This is a genomic window from Picosynechococcus sp. PCC 73109 (genome assembly GCF_001521855.1).
Classification (GTDB): domain Bacteria; phylum Cyanobacteriota; class Cyanobacteriia; order Cyanobacteriales; family MRBY01; genus MRBY01.
Genome location: NZ_CP013998.1, coordinates 1,946,996 through 1,973,727, shown reverse-complemented (window position 1 = coordinate 1,973,727; position 26,732 = coordinate 1,946,996). Strand labels below are relative to the sequence as shown.

23 protein-coding genes are annotated in these 26,732 nt (G+C 47.3%); 9 read left to right on the top strand and 14 right to left on the bottom strand.

Annotated elements, in window-relative coordinates; translation table 11 throughout:
• Window positions 1-70: 70 nt before the first annotated feature.
• The 6 genes from AWQ23_RS09500 to AWQ23_RS09475 form a co-directional block, all read right to left on the bottom strand.
• Complete coding sequence (locus AWQ23_RS09500) at window positions 71-283, bottom strand: hypothetical protein (protein ID WP_030006408.1); 213 nt, start codon at window positions 281-283, stop codon at window positions 71-73.
• A 176-nt stretch (window positions 284-459) separates the two neighbouring features.
• Entirely contained in the window at window positions 460-2,793 is a 2,334-nt protein-coding gene (gene glgB, locus AWQ23_RS09495; protein ID WP_062434809.1) for a 1,4-alpha-glucan branching protein GlgB, read from the bottom strand.
• 349 nt (window positions 2,794-3,142) lie between these two features.
• The gene (gene gloB, locus AWQ23_RS09490; protein ID WP_062434806.1) at window positions 3,143-3,922 is read right to left on the bottom strand and encodes a hydroxyacylglutathione hydrolase; all 780 of its coding nucleotides are present in this window, start codon (window positions 3,920-3,922) and stop codon (window positions 3,143-3,145) included.
• 70 nt (window positions 3,923-3,992) lie between these two features.
• A complete protein-coding gene (locus AWQ23_RS09485; protein ID WP_062434803.1) occupies window positions 3,993-4,907 on the bottom strand; it encodes a branched-chain amino acid transaminase in 915 nt (304 codons plus the stop codon).
• A 61-nt stretch (window positions 4,908-4,968) separates the two neighbouring features.
• Window positions 4,969-6,771, bottom strand: a complete 1,803-nt coding sequence (locus tag AWQ23_RS09480) for a M61 family metallopeptidase (RefSeq protein WP_062434800.1) — start codon at window positions 6,769-6,771, stop codon at window positions 4,969-4,971.
• Between the two features lie 16 nt (window positions 6,772-6,787).
• Entirely contained in the window at window positions 6,788-7,468 is a 681-nt protein-coding gene (locus AWQ23_RS09475; RefSeq protein ID WP_062434797.1) for a Crp/Fnr family transcriptional regulator, read from the bottom strand.
• A 241-nt stretch (window positions 7,469-7,709) separates the two neighbouring features.
• Here AWQ23_RS09475 and pap point away from each other — a divergent pair, with 241 nt between their 5' ends.
• Window positions 7,710-9,221: a polyphosphate:AMP phosphotransferase gene (gene pap, locus AWQ23_RS09470; RefSeq protein WP_062434795.1), complete on the top strand. Its 1,512-nt coding sequence runs from the start codon at window positions 7,710-7,712 to the stop codon at window positions 9,219-9,221.
• A 332-nt stretch (window positions 9,222-9,553) separates the two neighbouring features.
• Window positions 9,554-11,266: a bifunctional diguanylate cyclase/phosphodiesterase gene (locus AWQ23_RS09465; RefSeq protein ID WP_062434793.1), complete on the top strand. Its 1,713-nt coding sequence runs from the start codon at window positions 9,554-9,556 to the stop codon at window positions 11,264-11,266.
• A gap of 40 nt (window positions 11,267-11,306) precedes the next feature.
• Here the strand turns inward: AWQ23_RS09465 and AWQ23_RS09460 are convergent, their stop codons facing one another.
• Entirely contained in the window at window positions 11,307-11,945 is a 639-nt protein-coding gene (locus AWQ23_RS09460; RefSeq protein ID WP_062434790.1) for a DUF3386 domain-containing protein, read from the bottom strand.
• A gap of 239 nt (window positions 11,946-12,184) precedes the next feature.
• On the opposite strand from AWQ23_RS09460, the gene AWQ23_RS09455 reads away from it, so the two are divergent.
• The gene (locus tag AWQ23_RS09455) at window positions 12,185-13,030 is read left to right on the top strand and encodes a DMT family transporter (protein WP_062434788.1); all 846 of its coding nucleotides are present in this window, start codon (window positions 12,185-12,187) and stop codon (window positions 13,028-13,030) included.
• On the opposite strand, the gene recG is transcribed toward AWQ23_RS09455, so the two are convergent.
• Entirely contained in the window at window positions 13,027-15,495 is a 2,469-nt protein-coding gene (recG, locus tag AWQ23_RS09450; RefSeq protein WP_062434786.1) for an ATP-dependent DNA helicase RecG, read from the bottom strand. The two genes, AWQ23_RS09455 and recG, sit on opposite strands and share 4 nt — an antisense overlap.
• Window positions 15,496-15,945: 450 nt before the next feature.
• Between recG and AWQ23_RS09445 the strand changes: the two genes are divergently transcribed.
• Together AWQ23_RS09445 and AWQ23_RS09440 are read left to right on the top strand one after the other, a co-directional pair.
• Window positions 15,946-16,566 (top strand): YqiA/YcfP family alpha/beta fold hydrolase, encoded by a 621-nt coding sequence (locus AWQ23_RS09445; RefSeq protein WP_062434783.1) that lies wholly within the window; start codon window positions 15,946-15,948, stop codon window positions 16,564-16,566.
• Window positions 16,567-16,569: 3 nt separating this feature from the next.
• Window positions 16,570-17,808 carry a lipid-A-disaccharide synthase-related protein gene (locus AWQ23_RS09440; protein ID WP_062434779.1) on the top strand — a complete coding sequence of 413 codons (1,239 nt, stop codon included), beginning with the start codon at window positions 16,570-16,572 and terminating at the stop codon, window positions 17,806-17,808.
• 19 nt (window positions 17,809-17,827) lie between these two features.
• Here the strand turns inward: AWQ23_RS09440 and AWQ23_RS09435 are convergent, their stop codons facing one another.
• Window positions 17,828-18,211: a DUF309 domain-containing protein gene (locus AWQ23_RS09435; RefSeq protein ID WP_062434776.1), complete on the bottom strand. Its 384-nt coding sequence runs from the start codon at window positions 18,209-18,211 to the stop codon at window positions 17,828-17,830.
• Between the two features lie 5 nt (window positions 18,212-18,216).
• Window positions 18,217-18,576 (bottom strand): ferredoxin-thioredoxin reductase catalytic domain-containing protein, encoded by a 360-nt coding sequence (locus AWQ23_RS09430; protein ID WP_012307462.1) that lies wholly within the window; start codon window positions 18,574-18,576, stop codon window positions 18,217-18,219.
• A 279-nt stretch (window positions 18,577-18,855) separates the two neighbouring features.
• Here AWQ23_RS09430 and AWQ23_RS09425 point away from each other — a divergent pair, with 279 nt between their 5' ends.
• Window positions 18,856-19,134, top strand: coding sequence for a DUF1816 domain-containing protein (locus tag AWQ23_RS09425; protein ID WP_012307461.1), 279 nt, complete (start codon window positions 18,856-18,858; stop codon window positions 19,132-19,134).
• A gap of 93 nt (window positions 19,135-19,227) precedes the next feature.
• On the opposite strand, the gene lexA is transcribed toward AWQ23_RS09425, so the two are convergent.
• A complete protein-coding gene (gene lexA, locus AWQ23_RS09420; RefSeq protein WP_012307460.1) occupies window positions 19,228-19,845 on the bottom strand; it encodes a transcriptional repressor LexA in 618 nt (205 codons plus the stop codon).
• Between the two features lie 305 nt (window positions 19,846-20,150).
• Between lexA and AWQ23_RS09415 the strand changes: the two genes are divergently transcribed.
• On the top strand, window positions 20,151-20,957 hold the full coding sequence (locus AWQ23_RS09415) for a class I SAM-dependent methyltransferase (RefSeq protein WP_062434773.1): 807 nt from the start codon (window positions 20,151-20,153) through the stop codon (window positions 20,955-20,957).
• A 58-nt stretch (window positions 20,958-21,015) separates the two neighbouring features.
• Here AWQ23_RS09415 and clpP read toward each other — a convergent pair whose 3' ends face one another.
• The 3 genes from clpP to remA form a co-directional block, all read right to left on the bottom strand.
• On the bottom strand, window positions 21,016-21,612 hold the full coding sequence (gene clpP / locus AWQ23_RS09410) for an ATP-dependent Clp endopeptidase proteolytic subunit ClpP (protein ID WP_012307458.1): 597 nt from the start codon (window positions 21,610-21,612) through the stop codon (window positions 21,016-21,018).
• Window positions 21,613-21,690: 78 nt separating this feature from the next.
• Complete coding sequence (gmk, locus tag AWQ23_RS09405; protein WP_062434770.1) at window positions 21,691-22,245, bottom strand: guanylate kinase; 555 nt, start codon at window positions 22,243-22,245, stop codon at window positions 21,691-21,693.
• A gap of 35 nt (window positions 22,246-22,280) precedes the next feature.
• Window positions 22,281-22,553 carry an extracellular matrix/biofilm regulator RemA gene (remA, locus tag AWQ23_RS09400; RefSeq protein WP_012307456.1) on the bottom strand — a complete coding sequence of 91 codons (273 nt, stop codon included), beginning with the start codon at window positions 22,551-22,553 and terminating at the stop codon, window positions 22,281-22,283.
• A gap of 738 nt (window positions 22,554-23,291) precedes the next feature.
• On the opposite strand from remA, the gene AWQ23_RS09395 reads away from it, so the two are divergent.
• The gene (locus AWQ23_RS09395) at window positions 23,292-24,629 is read left to right on the top strand and encodes a S41 family peptidase (RefSeq protein ID WP_049761732.1); all 1,338 of its coding nucleotides are present in this window, start codon (window positions 23,292-23,294) and stop codon (window positions 24,627-24,629) included.
• Window positions 24,630-24,745: 116 nt separating this feature from the next.
• Window positions 24,746-26,716: an AarF/ABC1/UbiB kinase family protein gene (locus tag AWQ23_RS09390; protein ID WP_062434767.1), complete on the top strand. Its 1,971-nt coding sequence runs from the start codon at window positions 24,746-24,748 to the stop codon at window positions 26,714-26,716.
• The last annotated feature ends 16 nt before the right edge of the window (window positions 26,717-26,732 follow it).

Genomic DNA, 26,732 nt, shown 5'->3' with positions numbered 1-26,732 from the left:
TCTCTGCAAAGAACAAAAAAGGTTCAAGAAATAGTCTCAAACCCTCTTAATTATTAGATGAAATAAATTTTTATTTGACGACCGCAGTGATGATCGTCGTGATCGTGGCAGTTGCCAGTAGGCCAAAGGCGAGATTAACTACCCATTGAGATGCCATCTGGTAGGCATTAAAGCGGATGGTCAATTCTTTTTGTTCGTCCCGTTGGGTTTTGATAGCTTCAGTAAGCTCCTGTACGTCATCGGCGAGCTTGTCGAGCATTTCGTCTGTCCAGCGTTGTGTCATGGTTTGTGCTACCTCACTTTTGCTTTACTAATATGAGTGGTCATCTAAAAATTACAAGGGATGATGATGATGATTCATATCCAGTCTCTCTTAAACCCAACAAGAAAGGTCTGGAGACAAACTCCCAGACCCTATAAATATAGTTCAACAGCTAACGACAAAGATTTTTGATCTTTCTATATTTCGCCGGATAGAGCCTTTGCTTTATCGGCCTGTTTTTGAGCAAGCATTGCGGCTGTTTTTTTTCGATCAATTTTTAGGACAACCACGCCGAGGGGCGGCAAACACAGATCAATGGAATAGGGAAGATTATGGAAGCGCCAATCTTCAGTCCAGACGCCACCGAAGTTGAGCAAATTACTCCCCCCAAAGGTTTCGGCATCACTATTTAAAATTTCTTGATAGTAGCCCTCTTCTGGAATGCCAATTCGATAATGACTATGGGGTTGCGGCGTAAAATTGCAGACCACAACTAAAAAATCATTGGGATCTTTTGCCCGTCGAATAAAAGAAAGAACACTATTTTGATTGTCAGAACAGTCAATCCATTGGAATCCTTCCTCTTCAAAATCCCGTTCGTAAAGGGCCGGTTCCTGTTTATAGAGACTATTTAATGCCCCGAAGAAACCTTTGAGTTTGGCGTGGGGTTCATGTTGCAGCAAATCCCAACTCAAGTCACTCCAAACATTCCACTCATTCCATTGGCCAAATTCCATGCTCATAAACATGGTTTTCTTGCCAGGATGGGTAAACATATAGGCGAATAAAGCCCGCACATTGGCAAATTTCTGCCATTCGTCCCCCGGCATTTTGCCAATAATCGAGCTCTTACCATGGACGACTTCATCGTGGGAAAGGGCCAACATGTAGTTCTCGCTGTGGTGATACCACATACTGAAGGTAATGCTGTTTTGGTGGTGCTGCCGGAACCAGGGATCCATGCTGAAGTATTTAAGATTGTCATGCATCCAACCCATGTTCCACTTGAGGTTGAAGCCGAGGCCACCGAGATAAGTGGGACGAGAAACCATGGGCCAAGCCGTGGACTCTTCGGCAACGGAGATAATCCCTGGATAGTACTTGAAGATGAGATTGTTGGTTTGGCGGAGAAATTCTACGGCTTCGAGGTGTTCGTTGCCGCCGTAGTCATTGGGAAGCCACTCGCCATCTTCCCGGTCGTAGTCGAGGTAGAGCATTGATGCCACTGCATCGACCCGAATGCCATCGATGTGATATTTATCAAACCAGAATAGGGCATTGGCAATGAGGAAGTTGCGAACCTCATTGCGATTGTAGTTAAAGATCAGGGTGCCCCAGCCTTTGTGCTCACCTTTGCGGGGATCGGCGTGTTCGTAGAGATGGGTGCCATCGAAGTAAGCGAGACCATGGGCATCCTTAGGGAAATGGCCAGGAACCCAGTCAACGATCACCCCGATATCATTGGCGTGGCATTGATCGATGAAATACATCAGGTCTTCGGGATTGCCAAAGCGGGAAGTGGGGGAATAGTAGCCGGTTACTTGGTAGCCCCAGGAACCGTCAAAGGGATGTTCAGCGACAGGCAGTAGCTCGATGTGGGTGTAGCCCATGTCCTTAACGTAGGGGATGAGCTTATCGACAAGTTCGTAATAGCTCAGGAAGCGAGCACCGGGTTTTTGATCGCCTACGGGAATGGGATCGACTTCACCGGAAAGGAGTCGCATTTTTTCGGTGGCGGAACCATGGAGCCAGGAGCCGAGGTGTAGTTCGTAGATGGAAACAGGATTTTTGAGGGGGTCTTGTTTGGCACGTTGTTCTAGCCAATCGTGATCCTGCCATTGGTACTGGTCGAGGTCAGCAACGATAGAGGCAGTGTCGGGGCGCACTTCCCGAAGAAAGCCGTAGGGGTCTGATTTTTCGTAGATGTGGCCGTGTTGGTTTTTGATTTCGTATTTGTATTTGGTGTTGGGGCCGAGGTCAGGAATGAAAATTCCCCAGATACCAACGTTTAAACGACGCATTTGGTGTTTGCGACCATCCCAGTTGTTAAAGTCGCCCAGGATGGAGACGTTGCGGGCATTGGGTGCCCAAACGGCAAAGTAAACGCCTTTGATGCCATCGACTTCGACGAGGTGTGCCCCCAGTTTGTTGTAGATGCGGTGGTGATTCCCTTCGGCAAAGAGGTGGAGATCGAGATCGCTAATGTGGGGGGCTTCGGCAAAGGCATAGGGATCGTTGATGATGTGTTGGCGATCGCCTTCTTGGAGTTTTAGTTGATATTTCGGTGTTGTTTCACTCTGGAGGGTGCATTCAAAGAAGTGGGGATGATGCACCGTTGTCATCGGGTGTTCCGTTTGGGAAGGGGTATCAATCACCCAAGCTTGGCTAGCAGAAGGTAAATAAGCGCGAATTGACCAGGTTTTCGGATTGGGATCGTCGTTGGTAGGATGACAACCCAAGACAGCATGGGGGTTGTCATGGTGGTTAGAAACAATTTGGTTGATCTGGTCTGGAGTGAGGAGAGTAGGCATTATGGCAATTACCGAAAATCGATTAGAGGTTTATTAAAGGAATTTTTTTGTTTGGCGATATGGAACAAGGCTAGCTCAGGATAGGGTAATCCGAGGGAGATTATAGGACGTGGTGGGCGTTTGGAAATGATTGTGACAAAGAGGATAGGGGAGAAATGTCGTGTGTGATACCTTGCTCCTGATCGGAGGCCCTGGGGTTTACTTTTCAGGAAAAAAGAAGAGAAAACTATAAATTGAGCCTTATTTTAGGGGATTGATCCTCACTGTAAACGGTTTTAGCAAATCCGCAATCGTTTCCCTGGGGTATGGTTGAATTTTTTTATGGAAGTCGCTGCCACCAGTTTAAACTTCAAAAGAGATCCCGTTTGCCGCGCAATTTTGTAAAAACTCGCAGGGGATCTGTTGTCTTTAAGTTAGCTTGCAGTTGGCGATCGCCACAGCGCAAAAAAGGATTTGTCTGTTTTTCTAAAGCTAACACCGTTGGAATGGTCGGTTCCTGGCGTTGTCGTTGAGTCTGCACTTGCTGAAAACGTCTCTGAAGAGCCTCATTTTCTGGATCGACCGTCAAGGAAAATTTAATATTTTTCAGGGTGTACTCATGGGCGCACCAGATATTCGTGTTATCCGGCAAATCACAAATTTGCTGGAGCGAGGCAAAAAGTTGAGCAGGCGTTCCTTCCAAAAGACGACCACAGCCATTGGCAAACAACGTATCGCCACAAAATAAATCACCACTGTCTTCAGGCCGCAGGGGAGGGAAATAGTAGGCGATGTGACCTTGGGTATGGCCTGGCACAAACAAAATTTCGACGGTGCGATTAAATAAATCTAAGTGATTACCAGCCTTAAGGCTCACCGTTTGGCCTGGAATACGTCTTTTTTGTAAATCTATCTCGCTACCATACACAGCCGCTGCGGGAAAATGACTTAATAGTTGACGATTGCCACCCACATGGTCAGCGTGATGGTGCGTAATCAGAATGGTCTTAAGCGTTAAATCTTCTTTACTTAGATACTCCAGAACAACCTCAGCGTCGCCTGGATCAACAACCGCACAATCCCCTGTAGCTCGATCAACCAAGAGAAAAATATAGTTATCGTTAAAAGCTGGTAAACGAATAATTTCCATGCCGGAATGTCCCCCATGAGTCACTGATGCTGATCATAACAAGGGGGATTTTGTACGAAAAAACGAGTCATTAATCGAGGGAAATTTTATAAACCCACTCCGCAAACTCTGGATCGCGGTTTTCTGTGATTGCCGTTAGTTTTTCTCGCAATTTCTCAGTGATGGGCCGTTCCGTGGGTAAGGTATAGTTTTCGACTCGCTTCACGGGGGTGACTTTGGCCGCCGTCCCACTTAAAAAGACCTCATCGGCAATTAGAAGCTCTGATTTATCAATGGGGCGTTCGATCACGTCAATACCCAGATGTTTAGCAAGGGTAACGACGCTGTCACGGGTAATGCCTTCGAGAATATCCTGGTCAGAACCAGGGGTGATCAGTTTACCATCGCGGACAATAAAGACGTTCATCCCAGATGCTTCACAAACTTTCCCTTGGGAATTCATTAGCAATGCTTCGTCAAATCCAGAGGCAACGGCTTCGGTTTTGGCTAGGGCTGAGGCAATGTAAGCACCGCTAATTTTGCCCCGGAGTGGAAAACTCCGGTCTTCTTGGCGTGTCCAGGAACTGATGCGACAAGCGATCCCGTCGGGGGAAAGGTAATCACCCAGTTCTAAACCATAGACGAAGAAATCTTTTTCAATGTTGTGGAGACGGGGGGCAATACCTAAATCAGAAGTATAGACAAAGGGGCGAATATAAAAAGATTTTGTGGGCCGATTTTGTTTTACAAAGTCCACAATGACGTGTTCAATTTTGTCAGCCGGGAGATCGAAATGGAGAAATTTTGCGCTGTTGCTGAGACGGCGGCAGTGGCGTTCGAGACGAAATAAAAGAATTTGGTTTGCGTTGGCGGGATCAGGAATACCCCGTAAGCCCCCAAAAGCCCCTGTTCCATAGTGGAGTGCGTGGGTTGCAATGGAAATATTTGCGTCAATGAAGGGAACAAATTTTCCTTGGAAATAGGCAGTGGGAAGGAAATTATGCATGGGTTGGGGGCAAACGGTAGGGTGCGAAATGAATTACAGAAAGAATAATGAAGCAAGGAATTTATCTTACCGCACCTGAATCTTTGGGATTCAGCCAGCCCTTGAGGTTTTGCAACTGCTTGGCAGAGGCTTGGGGATTTTTCACGACTTGATAACTGCTCGGTTGGGGGGCAGCGAGGGTGACGGCAAGGGTTTTCAGTTGGTCTTGGTGAAAAATCGTGATCGAAATTGTATCACCTGCTTGGTAGTTCTGAAGGCGATGGTTGAGTTGTTCGGCATTGGTGCGATAGTTGGCGATCGCCAGGAGTTCATCTTCTGGATCAATGCCTGCTTGATAGGCCGGGGAATCAACATTGACCGTTTGCACTAGGGTGCGATTGTTTTGGTCGGTGACGGTGAGACCCAGGTAGGGGAGATCTTTGTTGGTGTAGACGGGTTTGATTTGTAGACCGAAGGTTTCAAGGGCTTCGCCGAGGGGAAGTTCTGCCGTGGTGTGAAGAAATTCGTGGAAAAAATCACTCAGGTCAAAGCCCGCCACCTCACTAATTACCTGTTCCACTTGGGCCGGAGTAAAGCCAATTTCTGGTTTGCCAAATTTTTCCCACATGATCCGCAACACATCATCTAGGGATTTTTGGTTTTGGTGGCGATCGCGGATTTTGAGATCCAGCAGCATTGCCACGAGAGCCCCCTTGAGATAGTAGGACATCTGGTTATTGTTGCTATGGGCCTCGCGGCGGTAGAGCTTAATCCAGGCATCAAAACTCGATTCGGCCAGGGGCTGCACCAAACGCCCAGGGGTGAGGAGGTAGCGGGTGATGTCCTTGCTGAGGCTTTCAAGGAAAAAGGCCTTGTCATAGATGCCAGCCCACAACGGAATGAGCAGATCATAGTAACTGGTCACACCCTCGGCAAACCAAAGGGAAGGGGTGTAATTTTCTGTTTCGTAGTCAAAGGTTTCGAGTTCCTTGGGGCGAATGCGCTTCACATTCCAGAGGTGGAAAAACTCGTGGGCCACCAACTGCATAAAGCGGTTGTACTGGTCAGATTTTTGGAAGCCAAACCGGGGATAGTTTAAAGAGCAACTTTCTTTATGTTCGAGGCCGCCATAGCCACTGCCAGACAGGTGCAACAAAAACATATATTCGTCGTAGGGCAACTCGCCGCCGAAAATTTTGGCTTCGGTCTGGATGATTTTTTTGGTATCGGCGATCGCCTTTTCCGCTTCAAAATTGCCTTCCCCCCAAACGACCCAACGGTGGGGCTTCCCTTCACAGAGGAACTCATAATTTTCATGGAGACCCACCTCCACAGGGCTATCCACCAACACATCAAAATTTTCGACCCAGAAACAATTTTCCTGGTCTTCGATCAGAGGCAAGGTGGTATTCACTTCCCAGGCGATGTGGGGCGGTTCGACGGTCAGAGTGCAAGCTTGGTCTTGGTAGCCCGGAATAAAGCAAAATAAAGCCGCACCGTTGAAATAACCGTGGGTTCCATCGAGGTGATTGGTGCGGACGGTGAGGTCATTGGCAAAAACCCGATAGTGGACTTGGATGTCTGAGGTGTCAGTGGTTTCAACTTGCCAGTGGTTTTTCGTCACTTTGCGCCAACTGAGGTCAACACCTGCCGCTGTAGTCGCCCGAAAATCCTGGAGATGGCGGGAATATTCGCGCACCATATAGGAGCCAGGCGTCCATACGGGCATTTTTAGATCCAAAACTGCGGCTTCCCATTGGCTAATGTGAATGGTTACCTCAAATAGGTGGGTTTGGGGTTGGGGCATTGCCACTTGATAGGCGATCGCCACCGTATTTTGCGCGCTTGGGGCTGGCGTTGCCATGGAAGTTGCCGTATGAACCATCAGAAAAAATTTACTCCTATGCTCGGTTGGCTAAATTTGTCAGTTGCTTAAAGTTGATCAAATGAATGCGACCTTCACCCATTTCGATCCACCCTTTCCCTTCCAGTTTAGACAGAATCATCTCAACTTCTTTCGTGCTGATATCAGCCACATCGGCCAGGTCAGACACCGACAATTGAATAATTTCTAGGCCCTGTTCCGTCGGTTGACCGTAGTTTTCTGCCAGGAGGAGGAGAGTTTTGACTAACTTGAGGGCGGGGGGCTGCTTGCGCCAAGAAAACCGGGCATTGGCATTACGGAGGCGGCGCACCATGAGTTGCAGCATTTTGTGGTGCAATTGGGGGTCTTTAAACAGTAGCTGGATAAACCGTTGGGCCGAAACGCTAAACAGTTTGACTGGCGAAAGGGCCACCACATCCGTGGAACGGGGCGATTCATCTAGTACTGACATTTCCCCAAAAAAATCACCTTTGCCCATAATTGCGAGGGTCACAGTTTCACCATCCCCTGTGAGGCGGCGCACCTTAACCCAGCCGGATTCGATGAAATAGACGGCATTGCCCCAGGAGTCTTCCATTAAGACGGTTCGTTCGGCGGGATAGTCATGCTCGGTGGTGACAGACAGGAGCCATTCGATGGTTTCGGGGTTTGCGGTGCTAAAGAGGGGGAAAAGCTCGCTAAAAGCTTCAATGTCCATGAAATCTTGCCAGGATGTGCAGAATGAAACAATACAACGAATACAAGGTGATTGGCTGTTAGGCGCTATTTTCGCACGTTTTCTTTTCAGAATAGCTCACTTTCTGGTGAGGTCTAAATGGGGCGATCGCCCTACGGGAAAAGTCAGCCCCCTCACATTACAGTTTTTGTCACGATAACCATGGCGCGGGGTGTCCTTATTCATAATTTGTAGTGAAGCACTCTTGGAATGCAAAAGGCGCGTGTTAAATACCCTTGATCTAAAGCGAACCCTAGCAAAGGACACCTACAAAGAACAATTAGAGGAGTTGATGCAGCAATTGCGGTCTTTGCAAAATGCCTGTTGGCAGCACCAATTACCCGTAACGGTCGTCCTCGAAGGCTGGGCGGCGGCTGGCAAGGGCGCTTTAGTCAAAAAAATGACCAACTACATGGATCCCCGTGGGTTTTCGGTGTTACCGATCTTTGAACCCTCAGCCCGTGAGAAGCAATATCCATTCCTTTGGCGCTTTTGGCATAAGCTCCCGGCGAAGGGGAGCATCGCTTTTTTCTACCACAGTTGGTACACCCACGTCCTCGAAGACCGTCTGTTTGAGCGGCTGGATCCGGTGGAAGTGCCCCTGGTGACGCGGGAAATTAATGCTTTTGAGCGGCAGCTGGTGGATGATGGCATGGCGATCGCCAAATTTTGGATTCATCTGTCCCAAAAGGAATTAAAAAAACGCCTCAAAAGCGCCGAAGCCGATGAATTAGAAGCCTGGCGAGTGCGTCCTGAAGATTGGCAACAAGCGAAAAACTACAAAGAATATCGGCACCTCGCGGAGGAAATGTTGATCTACTCCAGCACCGGTGCCGCCCCCTGGATTCTTGTCGAGGGCAACGATTACCGGTGGTCGGAAATCAAGGTGCTCTCCCAATTGGTAGCGACCATTATCGAAGCCCTAGATCGTCGCAAAATCACCCTCCCTGAAGCGGTTCATATTCGTCCCCAGTCCCAACTCTTGCCCACGGAACCAGACTTTCTTGCCAAGGTGGATTTAAGCCTAGAACTAGAGGACAAAGACTACAAAAAACGTCTCCGGGCGGCCCAAATTAAATTACGGCAACTGCAACTCAAGATTCACCAAGAAAAATTACCAGTTCTGCTGTTGTTTGAAGGCTGGGATGCTGCGGGCAAAGGGGGGGCCATTAAACGCTTAACCGATGTCCTCGATCCCCGTAGCTACAAAGTCGATGCCTTTGGTGCGCCTACCGAAGAAGAAAACCGTTACCATTACCTCTGGCGTTTTTCTCGCCATTTACCCGGTATGGGGACGATTGGTATTTTTGACCGCAGTTGGTACGGGCGCGTTTTAGTTGAACGGGTCGAAGGCTTTGCGACGGAAGCCGAATGGAAGCGGGCCTATCGCGAAATCAATGAGTTTGAAGCCCAGCTAATTCATAAGGGTTATGTGCTTGTAAAATTTTGGCTCCACATTGACCCGGATGAACAACTAAAACGGTTTGAGCAACGACAGGACAATATTTTCAAAAAATATAAGCTGACCGACGAAGATTGGCGCAACCGAGAAAAATGGGATCAATATGCAGTAGCCATTAATCAGGCGATCGCCCGCACCAGCACCCCCGCAGCCCCCTGGACGATTGTGCCGGCCAATGACAAACTTTATGCCCGTGTTTTTGTGATTGAGACCGTTATCGAAGCGATTGAGTACAAACTCAAACGTTTGAAAAATGGTGAGGCCATTGCCTAAGCTAACCAACAGACCACTTAAAAGTCTCTCTCGTCTTCCAATTTCAAGGGATTTCGAGAACGAAGAGACATATTTTTATTGTTTCTTGGAAGTCCTTTTAATGACCTTTGATAAAAATAGATTATTGGAAATTTATAAACTTTAAATTTGTTTTTAGTCGTAAAAAATAGCTCATTTATTGTTCTAGAGTTTATTTTTCTTTTCTCCTGACTCTCTGCTGTGTTGGGATTATCAAATCGCAACAAATATTTATTTTATGCAATATGCATTCTGGTTGAAATAATTGAATGTTATTATCATTTCAATAGCCTGTAAACAAAATATTTTTTTATATGGTAAATCAATACAAAGCAAAATACGAAAAATACCAGCTTAATTGGTACGCCAATATTTCTAGGCTCAGTCGTCCCAAGAGCTATTTAGGCAAGATAATGTTAGTGGCGTTTCTAGGAACTCATATACCATTATTGACTTTGTTCTTTTATTCCATTAGCGTTACCACCCTAAGTACAGATACAAAAATTCGCGTTTTAGTAGTCGCACTCCTCGCTACATTAATTGGAACAGCTGTTACTCTTTTTACGTTACAAAAACTCTTATTGCCTATCAGTGTTACAGCAAAAGGTTTAAGGAAATATTTAGAAAACAATCAAATCCCAAAGCTGCCAACGCATTTTCAAGACGAAGTAGGCGTTTTAATGGCCGATACCCTATATACGATTTCTAAATTGGATGAATTAATCGAACAATTAAAAAACTACGATCGCATCACATCCTTGCCGAATCTCCATTTATTTCAAGCACTACTACAAAAAGAAATTCAAAATGCTCAATGTCGCAATCAATCCTTAGCCGTATTATTGCTAGATTTAGACAATTTCACCAATATCAATACTCATTTAGGTAGAGACTATGGGAATTTAATTTTAAGAACAATTGCTCAACAATTAACTCAGGCAATTGGTGATACTAACTTATTGGCAAAAATAAATACCGATACATTTGCGATTATTTACCCACATTTAATATCTTTAGAGGATTTAGAAAAATACTCTCAAAAACTCTTAACTATCATCAATCAAAAAATGACAGTCAAACATGAAGATATTTATCTAAGTGCGACTATGGGAATCACTGTTTATGATGAAGGTAAGGTAGAGCCCCAAGAAATTATCAATCAAGCAGAAACCGCCCTCAATTTAGCCAAGGAAGAAGGGCGGAATATTTATCGCTTTTATTCGGTGGAAACCAATGAAAAATTACGCAGCCGTTTTCAGTTAGAGAGAGATTTATATCGTGCTTTAGAGAGAGAAGAGTTAGAACTTTTTTACCAACCACAAATTGATGTCAAAACAGGAAACATTACTGGTGCTGAAGCTTTATTGCGATGGCGTCATCATGAACATGGGTTTATATCCCCTGGTATATTCATCCCCATTGCAGAAGCAAGTGATTTAATTATCAACATCAGTGATTGGGTTCTTAAAACTGCTTGCCACCAAAATCAACAATGGACTAAAGATGGTTTTCCTGAACTTTGCGTGGCTGTTAATTTATCAGCAAAACAATTTCAACAGCCTCAGTTGGTGGATGATGTTTCCAAGATTTTAAAAGAGACTTCTCTTAAACCAAATCAATTAGAATTGGAAATTACAGAAGGATTATTGATTAACAATATACAAAACGCAGTGAAGACTTTAGAGGATTTACACAATCTTGGTTTGATTACTGCTTTGGATGATTTTGGGACTGGCTTTTCTTCTTTGAGCTATCTGAAGCGTTTTTCTTTAGATTATTTAAAAATAGATCAATCTTTTGTTCGCGGCATTCCCCTAGACAAAGACGATGTTGCAATTACCAACTCTATCATTGCCCTTGCCCATAGCTTACAGATAGAAGTCATTGCAGAGGGAGTAGAAACTATTGAGCAAGTTAATTATCTCAAAAGTGTTGGTTGTAACAAGTTACAAGGTTATTATTATAGTCGTCCTATTTGTGCTAAAGACTTTGCTGAACTTTGGGAACAAAATCTGGAAAAAAGTTAGTTCGCCACAAATAGAACGACATGATGTCCTAGGTCACACTCTAAAATTGAATATCAGTGAAAGTAAACACTTTTTTATCAACTTCTTGATCGTTTTCTAGGTAGGTAATTTCCCGACGGGTGAGGACATAGTAACCGCTAACTTTTTCGAAGCTATCCTGGAAAAGGCTCTTACCCGCTTTGGGTTCTTTGGTGGCCGCATCAAAGTAGACGGAATCATAGCCCAAAGAAAGATAGCCTTCGTCGGTATTGAGCACGTCAAAGGTATTGATGTTAACGATGATGTCGCGGATTTTGCGGTTCACAAAGGTAACAACATTATTTTTGATTTTGTAGGAATTCCCCATGGACGCGCCAGTCACTTGGATTTCCTGGGCACCGTCGGCAAACTTTTCGCCAAATTCAAAGCTATTTTTGCCGTGGCTGTCTTCAAAGGAGCGGCGTACTCGGTGGACAGTGATTTCCCACAGTTGACCTTCGATTTCTTTTTTTGCTGCTTCGGCTTCAATCCCTGTGACCTCAAAGGACATATCGGCTTTGATGGCTACTGTGCCGATGTAGCTCTGGTCGGCATGGGTAAAGGTAACGGTGGCAGTAAAGCCAGGAAAATCTTGATCCCAAGTGTAACGGTTTTCGTAGGCGGCCCGAAAGGCATCCTGGGCGGTGAGAGTCTGTGTCATAGTGTGCTCCAGCGCTTGCATGTAATCACTGTTATTTCAACTTTTCTAAGATAACAGGTTCGTTTAAGTACAATCTACTAATAAAAGAGTTTTTCAATATTATTGAGAATTTAATTAACTATTTTTGGGCGATCATGTTGTTTTTGATTTTGTCAGAGGCTAGCGCTAGGGGTTGTTGGGGGTTACCTTACATAGGTCGGTCTCTGTGGCCTGTTTTCTACACTGTCTAAAAACCTTTGATGAGTCCTGTACTGCAATTGGCGATCGCCACCCTGATTTTGGGAACCTCCGGCGTCTTTATCAAACTGGCCGCTTTGTCTCCCCTCGTGATGACCTTTTTTCGGGCGGGCATTCCCCTAATCTTCGTCTCAGGCTTATTCCTCTACCGTCGGGAACCCCTTTTTTGGGGCGCAACCCCTTTTTTGTTGCTCATTTCCTTTCTCGATGCCGTGCGGGGACTGTGCTACATCATTGGCTTTAGCTATGCCGACCTCAGCAGTGCCGTCGTGATCCTCTACACCTGGCCCCTATTTACGACCCTATTGAGTTGGATTTTTCTCAAAGAAACGATTCCCCGCCGTAATCTGTGGCTATTGCCTTGTTTCATTTTGGGGATTATCGTCATCTACGCTGATGCAGAAATCAGTCTATCAAGCCGGAGCTTTCTGGGTCTTACCAGCGTTCTCATTGCTGCCGTTTTGGTAGCGTCTACCGTGGTGATGTACAAAGTTAAAGCCGCTGATTTTTCGGTATATCGGCTGATTTTTTACCAAAACCTCGTGGCTGGCGTTGTTTCCTTTCCTTTTCTGCTGGGAACTCAACCTTGGCCCGACCTTTTTCAATTCACCATGGGGGGGATTTACGGCATTTCCATCGGGATTATTGGTTTTATGCTGTTTTTTTCTGCCCTCAGTAAGCTCAAAGCTTCGACCACAGCCCTACTCTGTTATCTCGAAATTTTAAGCACTATTGTCTGTGGCATCGTCTTTTTCCAAGAAGAACTTTCCGTAAATATTATCCTGGGCGCTTCCCTAATTTTAGGAGGGAGTTTCTGTCTGAAAAAAACCAGTGATGTTGCCCCCTAGGTCAGGACGTCAGCCCCCAACAATTTTTGATATTTGCGCTGGAGTTCCTGTTGCATCAAGGGATATTGTTCGAGGAGAGGATCGATTTTGAGCAATTGTTCTGCCGCTTGTCGGGCGATGAGGAGCACTTCTTGATCTTCTGTCAGACTGGCTAGGGCAAAATCTGGTAGCCCCGACTGTTTCGTCCCCAGCACTTCCCCCGGCCCCCGCAGGCGTAGATCCATTTCTGAGATAAAAAAACCGTCGGTGGATTGCTCCAACACCCGGAGACGAGTTTGGGAATCAGGATTTTTACTATTGGTGACGAGCAAACAATGGGATTGATGTTGACCCCGACCGACGCGCCCCCGCAACTGGTGCAACTGGGAGAGGCCAAAGCGTTCGGCATTTTCGATCAGCATTACCGTCGCATTGGGTACATCAACCCCCACTTCGATCACGGTGGTGGAAACAATAATGTGGTTTTGGTTATCGCGGAAAGCATTGAGGGCGGCGTCTTTTTCCTCGGATTTCATGCGGCCGTGCAGCAGACCCACGTTAAAGCTCTTGAACACTTGCTCAGAAAGCCTTTGGTGTTCGGCGACGGCGGCCTTGGCTTCGAGTTTTTCGGATTCTTCAATTAGCGGAAAGATGACGTAGGCTTGGCGACCCTGGGCTACTTCCCGCTTAATTAGTTCATAGGCTTTGTGGCGATCGCCTCCTTTAATCACCCGCGTATCAATGGGTTGACGACCGGGGGGCAGTTCATCAATTTGACTAACATCCAAATCTCCATGGAGGGTGAGGGCCAAACTCCGGGGAATCGGGGTGGCGGTCATGGTGAGGACGTGGGGCGCTTTCCCCTTGGCGAGGAGTTTCCCCCGTTGTTGGACGCCGAAGCGGTGTTGTTCGTCGATCACCACCAGACCAAGGTTTTGAAACTGTACCGGATCTTCAATCAGGGCGTGGGTACCGACGAGAACTTTAAGTTCTCCCGTTTTTAGTTGGCTGTGGATCTCCCGGCGTTTTTTCGTTTTTGTCGAGCCCGTGAGCAGTTCTACGGGCAGATGGAGCAAGTTAAACCAGCCCACCAATTTCCGGTAATGCTGCTCGGCAAGGACTTCGGTGGGCGCCATGAGAGCGGCTTGGTAGCCGGACTGGATCGCGGCGAGGATTGCAAAGACTGCCACAACGGTTTTCCCGGCCCCCACATCCCCCTGGACAAGGCGATTCATTGGCGTTGACTGGGCCAGATCCGCAAGAATTTCAGTGATCACCCGTTGCTGGGCGTTGGTAAGTTGGAAGGGCAGCAGTTTTTCAAAACGTTTAATGAGTTCCCCCTGGGGAATAAACACAGCACTTTTTTGGCTCGCTTTCTCCTGTTGCCGCCGCTGGAGGAAACCCAGTTGCAGGTAGAAAAATTCATCGAAAACCAGCCGTTGCCGCGCCTGCTGGAGAATTTCGGCATTTTCTGGGAAATGAATATTGGTGATCGCCTCTTGGAGTTTCATCAGCCCATGTTGCTCCCGAAAAGCGGTGGGAAAAGCATCCTTAAGCTGCGCAATGGCAGGTAGAGAGTTAATGACCACTTTCCGAATTAGGTCAGCGGGAACCCCTTCCGTGAGGGGATAAACGGGCAATACTCGGCCAATTTTCAGGGATTTAATATCAGCGCCACTGCTGTCGAGCACCTCAATTTCTGGGTTGTCGAGGGTGAGGCCATATTTATTTTTTTTCACCAATCCCGACGCGGCGATCGCCACCCCCTGGGGATATTGCCGTTTCATTTTTTCTTGCCAACCCCGATTACTGTAACGGGTGCCCGCATAGAAACGACTGAGCTTAATGCGGCCACTGCTATCCCGCAGCCAGAGTTCGAAAATACTGAGCTTCTGGTTTTTCGGGCTGGTAAAAATATTGCAACGCACCACATGGCCCACCAGGGTCACCGTTTCTCCCGCTTCTAGGTCAGTGATTTCGACCTGTTTGGCATAGTCGATGTGCTGTCGGGGGTAGTAAAAGAGTGCATCCCGTACCGTCTCTAAACCTAGCTTTGCCAATTGGTTGCTGCGTTTCGGCCCGATACCAGGCAAATACATCAACGGTTGATCCAGAGAAATTCTTTTACCATAGGTTGAACTTTTGACATTACTTTCACAAACCGATTGGGTGCGGGGCACTTTCGCTTTGGGAGCAATCTGGCTTGGCTGTTCTAGTTCTTGTTTAAGTTGCTGCAAAAAACGCCTCGCCCCAGCTACCAAAAGACGGCGATCGCCTAACGTTGCCACGGGGTAATCGGCAAATTTCTGGGCAAATGCTTGCCACCGGCGTCGCTGATCCGGATCAATGCCTGCCGGGGGAACTGCGCCAAAACTCAAGCAAAGAAATTCACTAAAACGATGCTGATGGCCCTGGAGATCCTGAAAGCCCCGTTCTGCTTCGATGGATAAGGCTTTTTGTAATCGCAAAAAATCCGGCTGATTCATAACACCATAAACAAAAAACGCAGGCTAACCCCTCTGCCAACATTAAACCTTATCTGCTAATAAGCCTGTACCGCAATGGAAACGGTAATCACACAGCAAAGGAGATTCAGCATCCCACGGTGGTTGTAGAAGTCCTTTCTCCCAGCACCGCCAACTATGACCAAAGCCGTAAACTAAAGCTCTATCGGTAAATCCCCAGCCTCCAGGAATATGTTTTAATCGACAGTCAACAAATTTCTGTGGCCCTTTACCAGCGGCAATCGGGCCGGATGTGGGGCTACAGCGACTACGGCCCCGACGAAACCTTTTGGCTCCCCAGTATTGAGCTGTGGCTGATCTTTATGAAAATGCGATTCTTGAGACTCTTGATGACGAATAGAAAGGCGATCGCCCTTCGCCCAAACACCCAAAATATTAGATGATGGTCTGTGCTGTTCGTTTCCCTGGCTGATGACCCGCACCCTCTATCTCCACGGCTTCGCTTCTAGTCCCCAATCCCGCAAAGCCCAATATTTTGCCGAACATATCCCTGATCGCATTACTCCCGATCTCAATCAAGACGATTTCAGTGGCTTGACCATTTCCCGACAACTGGCGCAGCTTAAACCCCTGCTCACAGAACCCAGTTACATCATTGGTTCAAGTTTGGGGGGCCTCACTGCGGCAATTCTGGCGGAACAATGTCCAGAACTGGTTAAAAAAATTGTTTTACTGGCCCCGGCTTTCCAATTCACCACCAATTGGCGTCGTCGCTTAGGCGAAACCACCATCGCAGAATGGCAAAAAGAAATCTATCGTCCGGTGTTTCACTACAGCTATCAGCGGGAAATCCCTCTCCACTATAACTTTTTTCAAGATGCAGAAACTTACGCAAATTATTCGTTTAAAAATACAATATCAACGTTAATTCTCCACGGCATTCATGACGAAACAGTACCTATCCAAGTAAGCGAAGATTATTGTAAAGATCGACCCTGGACAACGTTGATTTCCCTCGACAGCGACCACAGTTTAGGTAATTGCTTAGACACGCTTGTACAAGAAACAAAACAGTTTTTATTTGGGGGTTAACCGATGCGGATTTTATGTCTCAGTAATGGCCACGGAGAAGATGCGATCGCCGTCCAAATCCTCAGCGCCATCCAAGCCCAAAACCCGGAAGCAAGCCTCGCCGCGCTACCCATTGTTGGTACAGGTCATGCCTACCAAAAGTTAGATATACCAATCATTGGTCGTACCCAGCAAATGCCTTCCGGGGGCTTTGTATATATGGATAATCGGCAATTAATGCGGGATCTTAAAGGGGGTTTACTGCAGCTCACTTGGCAACAATATCAGGCTGTGAAACGGTGGAAAAATCAAGGAAAAGAAAAGTCTTTAATTCTTGCGGTGGGTGATATTGTCCCGCTCATTTTTGCTTGGCTCAGTGGTTGCCGATATGCTTTTGTGGGGACAGCCAAGTCAGAATATTATTTGCGCGATCGCCAGGGAAATTGGCTCCCGAAAACCTCTGCCCTTGAAAAGTGGTTTGGGTCAGTTTATTTGCCTTGGGAACGGTGGCTGCTTAGTCGCAAAAAATGTGTGGCTGTTTATCCGCGCGATCGCCTCACCATCGATGTTTTAACAACCTACAAGATTCCCGCCGTAAATCTAGGCAATCCCATGATGGATGGCCTTGAACCTCCTGAAAATTTGCCCCAGAAGGAAACAAAACAAACTTTGACCTTTGTCTTGCTGCCCGGTTCGCGCCCCCCGGAAGCCCTGCACAATTGGCAAAAAATTCTCCAAGCCGCACAATTATTTGTGGAAAAGTACCAGGCGGTGAATTTTATCGCGGCGATCGCCCCTAGTCTCGACCCAGGAGAATTCTTCGACTGTTTGTCCTCTCTAGGTTGGCAAAAACTCGATTCTCAGCCCACTGAACTCACGTTTGGTGATCCTGAAGCCCAGGTTTTCCAGCAAAATAAAGCTCAGCTTGTCTTCACCCAACATCGCTATGCCGAAAGTTTGCACTGTGCTGATTTGGCGATCGCCATGGCGGGTACGGCCACCGAACAATTTGTTGGCCTTGGAAAGCCTGCTTTGACCATCGTCGGTGCTGGCCCCCAATTTACCCCGGCCTTCGCTGATGCCCAAACCCGGCTCCTGGGAGAATCCGTGCTTCTTTGTTCTAGCCCCAAAGCCGTTCCTGACAAAGTGGATTTTCTGCTGAGTCATCCTGATTTACTCCAGGCGATCGCCATCAACGGCCAGGAGCGCATGGGGACGGCTGGGGCGGCCCACCGTATCGCTAGTCATCTTTTGGCACTTTAATATTTAGAGAAGAAACAACCTAAACGGGATTGAGGCGTGGGAAACGATTCTCTGCTTGGAGCGCCTGATAAAAAGTTGTCACCTCTGCCGTGGGTAACTGTTGCAAACTGGCGAGCAGCACCTCTCCCTGCTGAATAAAGTCCACGAGATTCAGGCCACCGTAAACTTCTTCTTCCGTCTGGCGGAGGCGACGTAGCCCTTCTCCCATGAGAATTGTCGCGCCCCTGAGATTATCATTACTGAGGTGATAACAAGCCACGGCAATTTGCAAAATACCTTGGTAAAGAGACTTTTCTGGCTCCATAGCCTCAAACCACAGAGCCTCAAGGGTATCGTGGCACGCATAAAACTGTTGAGTGTTTAGTTGCTCTACCCCCACGAAAAAAGTCTCTGGAATTGTCATCGGCTCTATCCTTTCATGCTCGCCGCTACTTCTTTGACGTAATCCAGTTCAATTTCCTGCTTATCGCCAGCGAAATCGTTGTCTTCGGTGATAAAGAGCATACAGTGACAATCATTGCGCTCCCGCATGGGGACACAGGGGCAGTTCCAAAAGGCATTGTCGACTTCCGCTTTTTTGTCTTCGTAATGGCGACAGGGACAGAGGGGCGCACCCAATTCTTCTTTATGTTTAGCGAGGCCTTCGATCACAACTGCCGTTACCGAAGGATCGACACAAAAATAGGTGCCTGTGCGTTGGGCATATTTTTCGGCAAAGTTTTTCATCAACTCTAAAGCCTTGTCGGAAGCATTGTTCTCAGCAGTCATCGCGGTATTTTCTGGTGTATGGGACTGTTTATACGATAGTACGCTTTCGTGAATTTCCTCAACTGCTTGGGGTCTGTGCCCTGGAAACTTCGCTAGCATTTAAGGAGTCATATTATTCAGCGGGCGATCGCCTGGGAGAATTTTTCAACCAAAAGTCTCCTCGTCCAGTGCCTAGCAACAAATATTGGCGAAAACCATTGATTTCTGGTCGAAATTGCGAAATTTGTCTGCTGAAGCATCTACATAAATATTGACTTTTGCTGTAGTGAGGTTTGAACAATGACTGGTTTAATTATTTTTGCGGTCTATTCCCTAGCCCTGGGTTCTGTATTTTATTATCTCAACCAACCCTATAACCGCGATTGGTGGCTCAAAGTGACTACCATGAATCCATTTTGTGTCTACTACTTTGGCCCTTTTTCCAGTGAAAAAATAGCCCGCTGTCATCTGGCGGGTTACCAAGAAGACTTAGAACGAGAACAGGCCACAATTACCCAGGTTGTTTTAAATCAAACGATGCCCCCGGCACAACTGACTATTTGTCCGGAAGAAGCATAAATAACAAAGATTAACAGTAACCTGAATGAATATCTCTGCAAGTCAAATAATTCAGGGGTTGTACTTTCTATTTCTATTGAAGTTTATCGTCGCCTATTGGCCGTAGCCGCGCCAAACTCCCACTAAAACCCCCTGTAAATCGACATTCAGCGCATCGGTTTTTATTTCGTCATACTTGGGGTTTGCGGGCTTAAGAACAACTTTTTTTCCTTCCCGATAAAAGTGCTTTAGGGTTGTGCCGTCCCCTGTCACACGCGCCGCAACAATGGTGCCATTTTTAACACGGTCTGGATCAAATACTTTTTGCATAATCGCGTAGTCCCCTTCAGTAATGAAGGCCTCAATCATGCTGTCACCGGTGACTTTGAGGGCATAACAATTAGGTTGGTTGACGACTTGATTGAGGATCAGGGTCTCACTTTGATCATCCGTAAAAGGTTCAACCAGGCCACCAGCGGTAATTGTCCCCAGAATCGGCAGACCTTCTCGCTGTTGTTGGGGGCGCAAAATCTTGAGAGTACGGGCTTTGCCATCGATCCAGTCGATGTATTTTTTCTTGCGCAGTCGTTCTAAACGGCTTTGGATTGGTGCTGGCGATCGCAAATTCATCGCGACCATCATCTGGCGAATGGATGGGGCATGTTGGTTTGTCTGGATGTAGTAAACAAGCCAATCGTAGAGTTCTTGTTGGGCGACGGTTAATTTTTGCATAGTCGAAATATTGCGCCAGTGCCACGAGCTTAATCACTTTCAAGGGACAAGCCACAGGCGTGAAGGCGTTGAATGTTTATGGTGCCATGGTACAAAACACATGATCTTAAGATGATTTGTACTAAACTATGTTCCCAATGGCAACAACTTCACGGCCAATCTGTAATATTTTTTGAGCTTTATCGCGTTTGATCTCCCTCGCAACCCTGACTTGAATTCGCCAAAAACAAGCCACAATGACAGAGAAAGGGGGATTAAGTGCGTTAGATTGTTGAGCAGGCATATTTTGGGTGGAAAATAAGGATATGGCTGAATATATCCACGGGTATGATCCAGAGGAACAACAACGTCTCGTTGATCAAGCACGCTACTGGGGCGATCGCCTGTTGTTAAAAGATCTCGCATTTGACCCCAAGGCGAAAATTTTAGACATTGGTTGTGGCGTCGGCGCTGTCCTCGGAATCATCGGTGAAAAGTTTCCCACCCTAACCTTTGCGGGCATTGACCACCAACCCCGTCAAATTGCCTATGCCACAGAATATTTACGTCGCCTGGGGTTCAAGACTGACCTACAGGTGGGAGATGCCTACGCTTTGCCCTGGGCAGAAAATACCTTTGATTTTGCCCTGACCGTGTGGCTCCTGGAGCACGTGCCCGATCCAGCGGGAATTATTGCTGAAGCGTTGCGGGTTTTACGACCAGGGGGCAAAATTTGCCTAACAGAAACCGATTACCAGAGCCTCCTGATTTATCCGTCCCATCCTGATTTTGACTATTTTCAGCAGGCCCTCTGCGAGTTATTCCAGGTTGCAGACGGCAATCCCTATGTTGGTCGCAGCTTAGGGGGATATTTAGAACAGGCGGGCTTTACTGAGGTCAAAAATGAGGCGATCGCCGTTCACCATTGGCACAGTCCCCAAAATCAAGACCTAAAAGGCTTAGTCGATCATCTCGACACCTGGATCAAACTGATGATTCCCCAGATGGTAGAGAAATTAGGCAAAAATCAAGACCGCCTCGAAAACGGCTTGATTCACTTCCGCCAAGTGCCGCAACATCCCCACGGCGCAATTACCCTGACCATTTATCGCGCCATAGGTTACAAACCCTAACCACAAAAAATCCTCCTAGGAATAGGAGGACGGTCAATCATTCGCAACAGAAAAAAATCTAAGCTGGATTTGTAGCCGAAGGACTTCTCTCAATCACTTGGTCAATGAGGCCATAATCCTTGGCCTCCGCCGCAGACATGAAGAAATCACGGTCTGTATCAATCTCAATCTTTTCTAAAGGTTGCCCAGTGTGGTCAGCCAGGTGTTGATTGAGCTTGCCCTTGAGATAAAGAATTTCCTTGGCTTGGATTTCAATATCCGTCGCCTGACCCTGGGCACCACCTAGGGGTTGGTGGATCATAATCCGAGAGTTGGGTAAGCTCATACGCTTCCCTTTGGCCCCAGCACTCAGCAGAAACGCCCCCATACTGGCCGCTAGACCAATACAGATCGTACAAACATCCGGACGCACTTGGTTCATCGTATCGAAGATCCCCATGCCGGCTGAGACAGAACCCCCCGGAGAATTGATGTAGAGGTAAATATCCTTTTCGGGATCATCGGCTTCGAGGAATAACAACTGTGCCACGATGAGATTGGCAATTTCGTCATTGACTTGGGTTCCAAGGAACACAATGCGCTCCCGGAGTAGACGAGAGTAAATATCAAAGGCACGTTCGCCCCGACCAGAACTTTCGATAACGGTTGGAATCATGGGGTCTGTAAGCTCGTTGTTGTTTTTGTCTTATTTGTTTGATTGTAATGGATTCAGTTTGCAGCGGTGGCGTTTTGGCTAGCTGAAAATTACTTTTTCGAGTTCTGTTAAGGCTGTTTCTAGGTCGTCATTGACAATTTCATGGTCAAACTCGTGGCTCATGGCCAATTCTTCTTTTGCCCGGACGAGCCGTTTGGCGATCGCCGCTTCTGGATCATTGCCCCGTCCCCGCAGCCGCTGTTCTAATTCTTCAAAGGACGGTGGCAAAATAAAGATTCTGAGGGCATCTGCATAGATGTCTTTAACTTGGTTGGCCCCAATGACCTCGATTTCGAGGATGACAAAGTTTCCCTGTTGAATTTGTGTTTTCATCGGAGGCAGAGGGGTGCCATAGTAATTTCCCGCATACTCGGCCCATTCGAGGAGCTCCCCCGCAGCAATCATCGCCTCAAATTGTTCACGGGTTTTGAAAAAATAGTCTTGCCCATCCACTTCTCCGGGGCGGGGCTGACGGGTTGTTGCTGAGATCGAGAGAAATAAATTTTGGTGGCGCGGCAGTAAAGAACGAACTAAGGTTCCTTTACCAACACCACTGGGCCCTGTGAGGACAATTAATTTTCCGGGGGTGGTCATGGATTCGACGGCGACGGGAGATGATAACTCAACCGTTAAACTTTGGTCATCGCCATGGCGGGATCTTTTTGCACAACAAAGCGATGGGCCACTGTCTCTGGTTGGATCGCTGATAGTACCACATGGCTGGAATCTGTAATAATCACTGCTCGGGTACGTCTACCATAGGTGGCATCAATTAATTGGCCGCGATCGCGAGCATCGCTAATGATCCGTTTGATCGGTGCAGACTCAGGACTCACAATCGCAATGACACGATTGGCAGAGACAATATTACCGAAACCGATATTAATTAATTGTATTTCCATAGGTCGCTTGAGCTTTCACTAGCAGCAGCCAGTTAAGGTTACAGATGGTTGATCGAGCACTTATAACTCAAGTCCAATGGTAGCGAGAAAAAATCGGAGATACAACGATTTAAGGGCAAAAATAATATAAATTTCTTGATTTTTACAGTTGTTTACCCATGGGACGAAAAATCTCGCCTATCTTAAAGCAAAAGCACCATTCTTGCCCTACATTGCATAGATTTATTACGGAGATCTAGCTTCTCCGCAGATTCATTAGTCGGGATGGCAACGCGGTATCTCTTGATCCCTAAGATGCTCAGCGGCAGATAGCAACAGAATCATCTCGGCTTCTGTGGAATAGCAGATCACCACCCCAGCATAATTGCTGAAAATGGGGGCTAATTGTTGGAGTAATTGGGATACAGATGTCCCATGGCTTCAGCGACCCTTTAAGCCCTTTGTAAGAATGTGCTGTCGTACCCGATAAAAGCAAAACTGAATTGATTACAATGGAGGGCAACCGCACAAGATTCGGTCGAGTCAATCTTCCCTCTAAGCTGATCTAAAAGCGTTCGAGACTTGCAAGTTTCTCACCCACGGCGTTTTTAGGGTCAAGCCCAGGGGGTTCCAGGGGACTTTTTCCAACCGTTTTTCCGGTGGGGAAGTCAGAAGGAAAGTAGATTGTTGACTTTGACCTGTCCCAATGGGGTGATTTGCGCCATTCTTCCCCCCTTTTTTCTTCGCCTTCAGATCTCCATGAAAAAGATTGCTCTGTCTTTGCCTCGTTGCCCAGATACTTTTGTAAAGGGTGCTCTCAGAACGTTATCTGTTTTAGTTTTGTTGACTGTGCCCAGTTTGTCTCGTCCGGCGATCGCCGCGATGGAAGATAGTCCGAAAGCCATCGTTGATGAAATGTGGCAGATCGTCTACACAGAATCCGTTGCCAAAAATTTTGAGCCGGAATCTTGGCTAAAACTCCGCGAAGATTTATTAAGCCAGAACTACGATACCTATGACACGGCCTATCGTCAAATTCGTGGTGCCCTCAGAACCTTGGGAGACCCCTACACGCGATTCCTTGATCCAGAGGAGTTTGAAACCCTAACCAGCCAAACCACCGGCGAACTATCTGGCATTGGCATCCGCATGGAAATTAATGCAGAAACTGGGATCTTGACGGTGGTCGATGTCCTCCCGGATTCTCCGGCAGAGGCGGCGGGAGTCCAAGCAGAAGATCAGATTATGCAGATCGATGGTCAGGTGACCGCTCTTTTGAGCCTAGAGCAGTCTTCGGAACTGATTCGGGGCCTAGAAGGGACTGAAGTGAATTTAAAAATTCGTCGCCGCGACCAGTCTTCCCTAGATCTTGCGATTACGCGGGCAAAAATTGAATTGGCCACGGTGAACTACGGGGTACAAACCATCGGGGACGAAAAAGTTGGCTACATTCGCCTTGATGAGTTTAGTTCCCATGCCGCTGAGCAAATGTATAACGCGATCCAGGATCTAAAGGCGGAAACGGTTACGGGTTTTGTACTGGATCTCCGGGGAAATCCTGGGGGCTTACTCTACTCCAGCGTTGATATTGCCCGGATGTGGATGGAAGAAGGGGCAATCGTTCGCACAGTGGATCGCAAAGGGGGCGATCGCCAATTTAGCGCCAACCAAACAGCGATTACCGATTTACCCCTCGTCGTGCTTGTGGATGAAAACTCTGCCAGTGCCAGCGAAATTTTAGCGGCGGCCCTCAAGGACAACCAACGGGCAACCCTGGTGGGGACTCGCACCTACGGTAAAGGCACCGTCCAATCAGTCCATGAATTATCCAACGGTGCGGGTCTGGCAGTCACAATCTCCCGGTACTATCCCCCCAGTGGCATGAGTATCAATATGAATGGGGTTAGTCCTGACATTACCGTAGAACTAGATAATGAACAGTTCACGCAACTGCGTCTCGATCCGAGTTTGATCGGGACGAGTGCTGATCCCCAGTTTCTCAAGGCAGTCAATATTCTCCAGAACCAGCGCCTTAGTGAAACTCCAGGCAAACAAGCCCCCCTCAGCGCCCGCTCATCTGGTGCCATCTCTAATTAAGCACCTCCCGTCGCTTTGATCGTCTGCAGTTCCCGTAGATGAGTAACCCAGAAACATTTGTTACAATCATTTACAATGCAACCCATTCAACTGTAGGCGATCGCATCGGATAAACTATGCCATACCAGACCCGTACCCCCGCGACCCCGGTCAATTCGGTCATCGAACAGCCCGCCCAGGAGTCCGAGCTGTGGCGTTACAATCCAGAGGCGATCGAAGCCAGATACCGCAATCGTCCCTTTGCTGTTCTGGGACGCCTCCTCACCATTATTTCCAGCTTTAGTGGCCTGCTACTCAGAATTTGGTGGGCTAAGGCCACTGGAAACAACAACAATCCCAAAGCCCAACAGAAACAAGCCGATCACCTCAAGGCGATTCTGACGAAATTAGGCCCCACCTACATCAAAATTGGCCAAGCCCTCTCTACCCGTCCTGACCTCGTCCCTCCCGTCTATCTGACGGAGCTAACCAGTCTTCAGGATCAACTTCCTTCTTTTCCGAATGAAATTGCCTTTCGCTTCATTGAAGAAGAATTAGGACAACCCCCCGAAAAAATCTACGCAGAAATCTCAGATCATCCCCTTGCTGCCGCCTCCCTCGGTCAGGTCTATCAAGCTCGTCTCAAAACCGGCGAAAAAGTTGCCGTAAAAGTTCAGCGCCCTGACCTGCAACAGCGCATCAACCTCGATATTTTTATCATGCGGCGCATTGCCCGCTGGCTCCAAAATAATGTTAAACAAGTCCGCTCCGACCTGATTGGCATTACCGACGAATTTGCGGCGCGTATTTTCGAAGAAATGAACTATGCCCAGGAAGGACGTAACGCAGAAAAATTCAAAAAACTCTACGGCGGCATGGCAGAAATCTATGTGCCAAAAATTTACTGGAAATATACCGGTAAGCGCGTCCTCACCATGGAGTGGCTCGATGGCACGAAGCTAACTAACCTCAAGGAAGTCGCCGCCAAAGGGATTGATGCCACCCATTTAGTCGAAGTCGGGGTGGAATGTTCCCTCCGCCAACTCCTGGAATTTGGCTTTTTCCATGCTGATCCCCACCCCGGTAATCTTTTAGCCCTCGATGATGGTCGCCTCGCTTATCTAGACTTTGGCATGATGAGCATGATCGAACCCTACCAACGTTATGGGTTAATCGAAGCTGTGGTGCACCTAGTTAACCGCGATTTTGAAGCCCTGGCCCATGACTATGTCAAATTAGATTTTCTCAAGCCAGATACTGATCTTGCGCCCATCGTACCCGCCCTAAGCACCGTTTTTAATAATGCTTTGGGGGCTAGTGTGGCGGAACTTAATTTCAAGAGCATCACGGATCAAATGTCGGGCATTATGTACGAATTTCCGTTTAAGGTGCCTGCTTACTATGCTTTGATTATTCGTTCGATGGTGACCCTCGAAGGGATTGCCATTGGTGTTGATCCAGAATTTAAAGTCTTGAGTAAAGCTTATCCCTATGTTGCAAAGCGCTTGTTGACTGATAATTCTCCGGAATTACGTCATTCTCTGAAGGATTTATTGTTTAAAGAAGGCAGTTTTCGCTGGAATCGCCTCGAAAATTTACTGAACAATGCGAAGGATTCTACCGACTACGATCTTAAAGGGGCGGTTAATCAAGCCATTGACTATATCTTTTCAGAACGGGGTGAATTTATCCGGGAGCGCCTTGCCGAAGAAATTATTCAATCGGTGGATATCCTCGGACGTAATACCTTCCAAAACATTACCAGTTTGGTACAAGAGCAGTTGGGTCAAAAGCCAACCCACAACCAGACTAGGGGGATGAGTGCAGAAGACCGGGCGAACCTGGTGCACATTCAAAATATTTGGCGCATCCTCCAGGAAACCCCTGATTTTGACCCGATGTTTATTTTGCCTTTAATTCCTAAAGTGCTCATTAAGCCGGAAACGCAACAATTAGGTCAGAAAATCGCTGAGGGACTCTTGCAACGCATTGCCGCCCGTTTCATCCGTAATGTTTTGTTGGCCGATCCCAACGGAGATAAGACTCGTCAGCGGGAGGTAATCCGTTATCCTGGGTCTCTGCCGCTGCCAAAGTCTGCGTTACGGTAATGTCTTAGGGAAATGG

Bases quoted from the DNA above. Each gene is read 5' to 3' on its own strand.
- AWQ23_RS09390 (WP_062434767.1), top strand. From the start codon at position 24,746: ATGCCATACCAGACCCGTACCCCCGCGACCCCGGTCAATTCGGTCATC.
- AWQ23_RS09480 (WP_062434800.1), bottom strand. From the start codon at position 6,771: ATGGTTCATACGGCAACTTCCATGGCAACGCCAGCCCCAAGCGCGCAA.
- AWQ23_RS09465 (WP_062434793.1), top strand. From the start codon at position 9,554: ATGGTAAATCAATACAAAGCAAAATACGAAAAATACCAGCTTAATTGG.
- AWQ23_RS09440 (WP_062434779.1), top strand. From the start codon at position 16,570: ATGCGGATTTTATGTCTCAGTAATGGCCACGGAGAAGATGCGATCGCC.
- AWQ23_RS09485 (WP_062434803.1), bottom strand. From the start codon at position 4,907: ATGCATAATTTCCTTCCCACTGCCTATTTCCAAGGAAAATTTGTTCCC.
- AWQ23_RS09430 (WP_012307462.1), bottom strand. From the start codon at position 18,576: ATGACTGCTGAGAACAATGCTTCCGACAAGGCTTTAGAGTTGATGAAA.
- glgB (WP_062434809.1), bottom strand. From the start codon at position 2,793: ATGCCTACTCTCCTCACTCCAGACCAGATCAACCAAATTGTTTCTAAC.
- clpP (WP_012307458.1), bottom strand. From the start codon at position 21,612: ATGATTCCAACCGTTATCGAAAGTTCTGGTCGGGGCGAACGTGCCTTT.
- gmk (WP_062434770.1), bottom strand. From the start codon at position 22,245: ATGACCACCCCCGGAAAATTAATTGTCCTCACAGGGCCCAGTGGTGTT.
- remA (WP_012307456.1), bottom strand. From the start codon at position 22,553: ATGGAAATACAATTAATTAATATCGGTTTCGGTAATATTGTCTCTGCC.
- AWQ23_RS09395 (WP_049761732.1), top strand. From the start codon at position 23,292: ATGAAAAAGATTGCTCTGTCTTTGCCTCGTTGCCCAGATACTTTTGTA.
- recG (WP_062434786.1), bottom strand. From the start codon at position 15,495: ATGAATCAGCCGGATTTTTTGCGATTACAAAAAGCCTTATCCATCGAA.
- AWQ23_RS09425 (WP_012307461.1), top strand. From the start codon at position 18,856: ATGACTGGTTTAATTATTTTTGCGGTCTATTCCCTAGCCCTGGGTTCT.
- AWQ23_RS09455 (WP_062434788.1), top strand. From the start codon at position 12,185: ATGAGTCCTGTACTGCAATTGGCGATCGCCACCCTGATTTTGGGAACC.
- AWQ23_RS09475 (WP_062434797.1), bottom strand. From the start codon at position 7,468: ATGGACATTGAAGCTTTTAGCGAGCTTTTCCCCCTCTTTAGCACCGCA.
- lexA (WP_012307460.1), bottom strand. From the start codon at position 19,845: ATGCAAAAATTAACCGTCGCCCAACAAGAACTCTACGATTGGCTTGTT.
- AWQ23_RS09415 (WP_062434773.1), top strand. From the start codon at position 20,151: ATGGCTGAATATATCCACGGGTATGATCCAGAGGAACAACAACGTCTC.
- AWQ23_RS09435 (WP_062434776.1), bottom strand. From the start codon at position 18,211: ATGACAATTCCAGAGACTTTTTTCGTGGGGGTAGAGCAACTAAACACT.
- AWQ23_RS09445 (WP_062434783.1), top strand. From the start codon at position 15,946: ATGACCCGCACCCTCTATCTCCACGGCTTCGCTTCTAGTCCCCAATCC.
- gloB (WP_062434806.1), bottom strand. From the start codon at position 3,922: ATGGAAATTATTCGTTTACCAGCTTTTAACGATAACTATATTTTTCTC.
- AWQ23_RS09460 (WP_062434790.1), bottom strand. From the start codon at position 11,945: ATGACACAGACTCTCACCGCCCAGGATGCCTTTCGGGCCGCCTACGAA.
- AWQ23_RS09500 (WP_030006408.1), bottom strand. From the start codon at position 283: ATGACACAACGCTGGACAGACGAAATGCTCGACAAGCTCGCCGATGAC.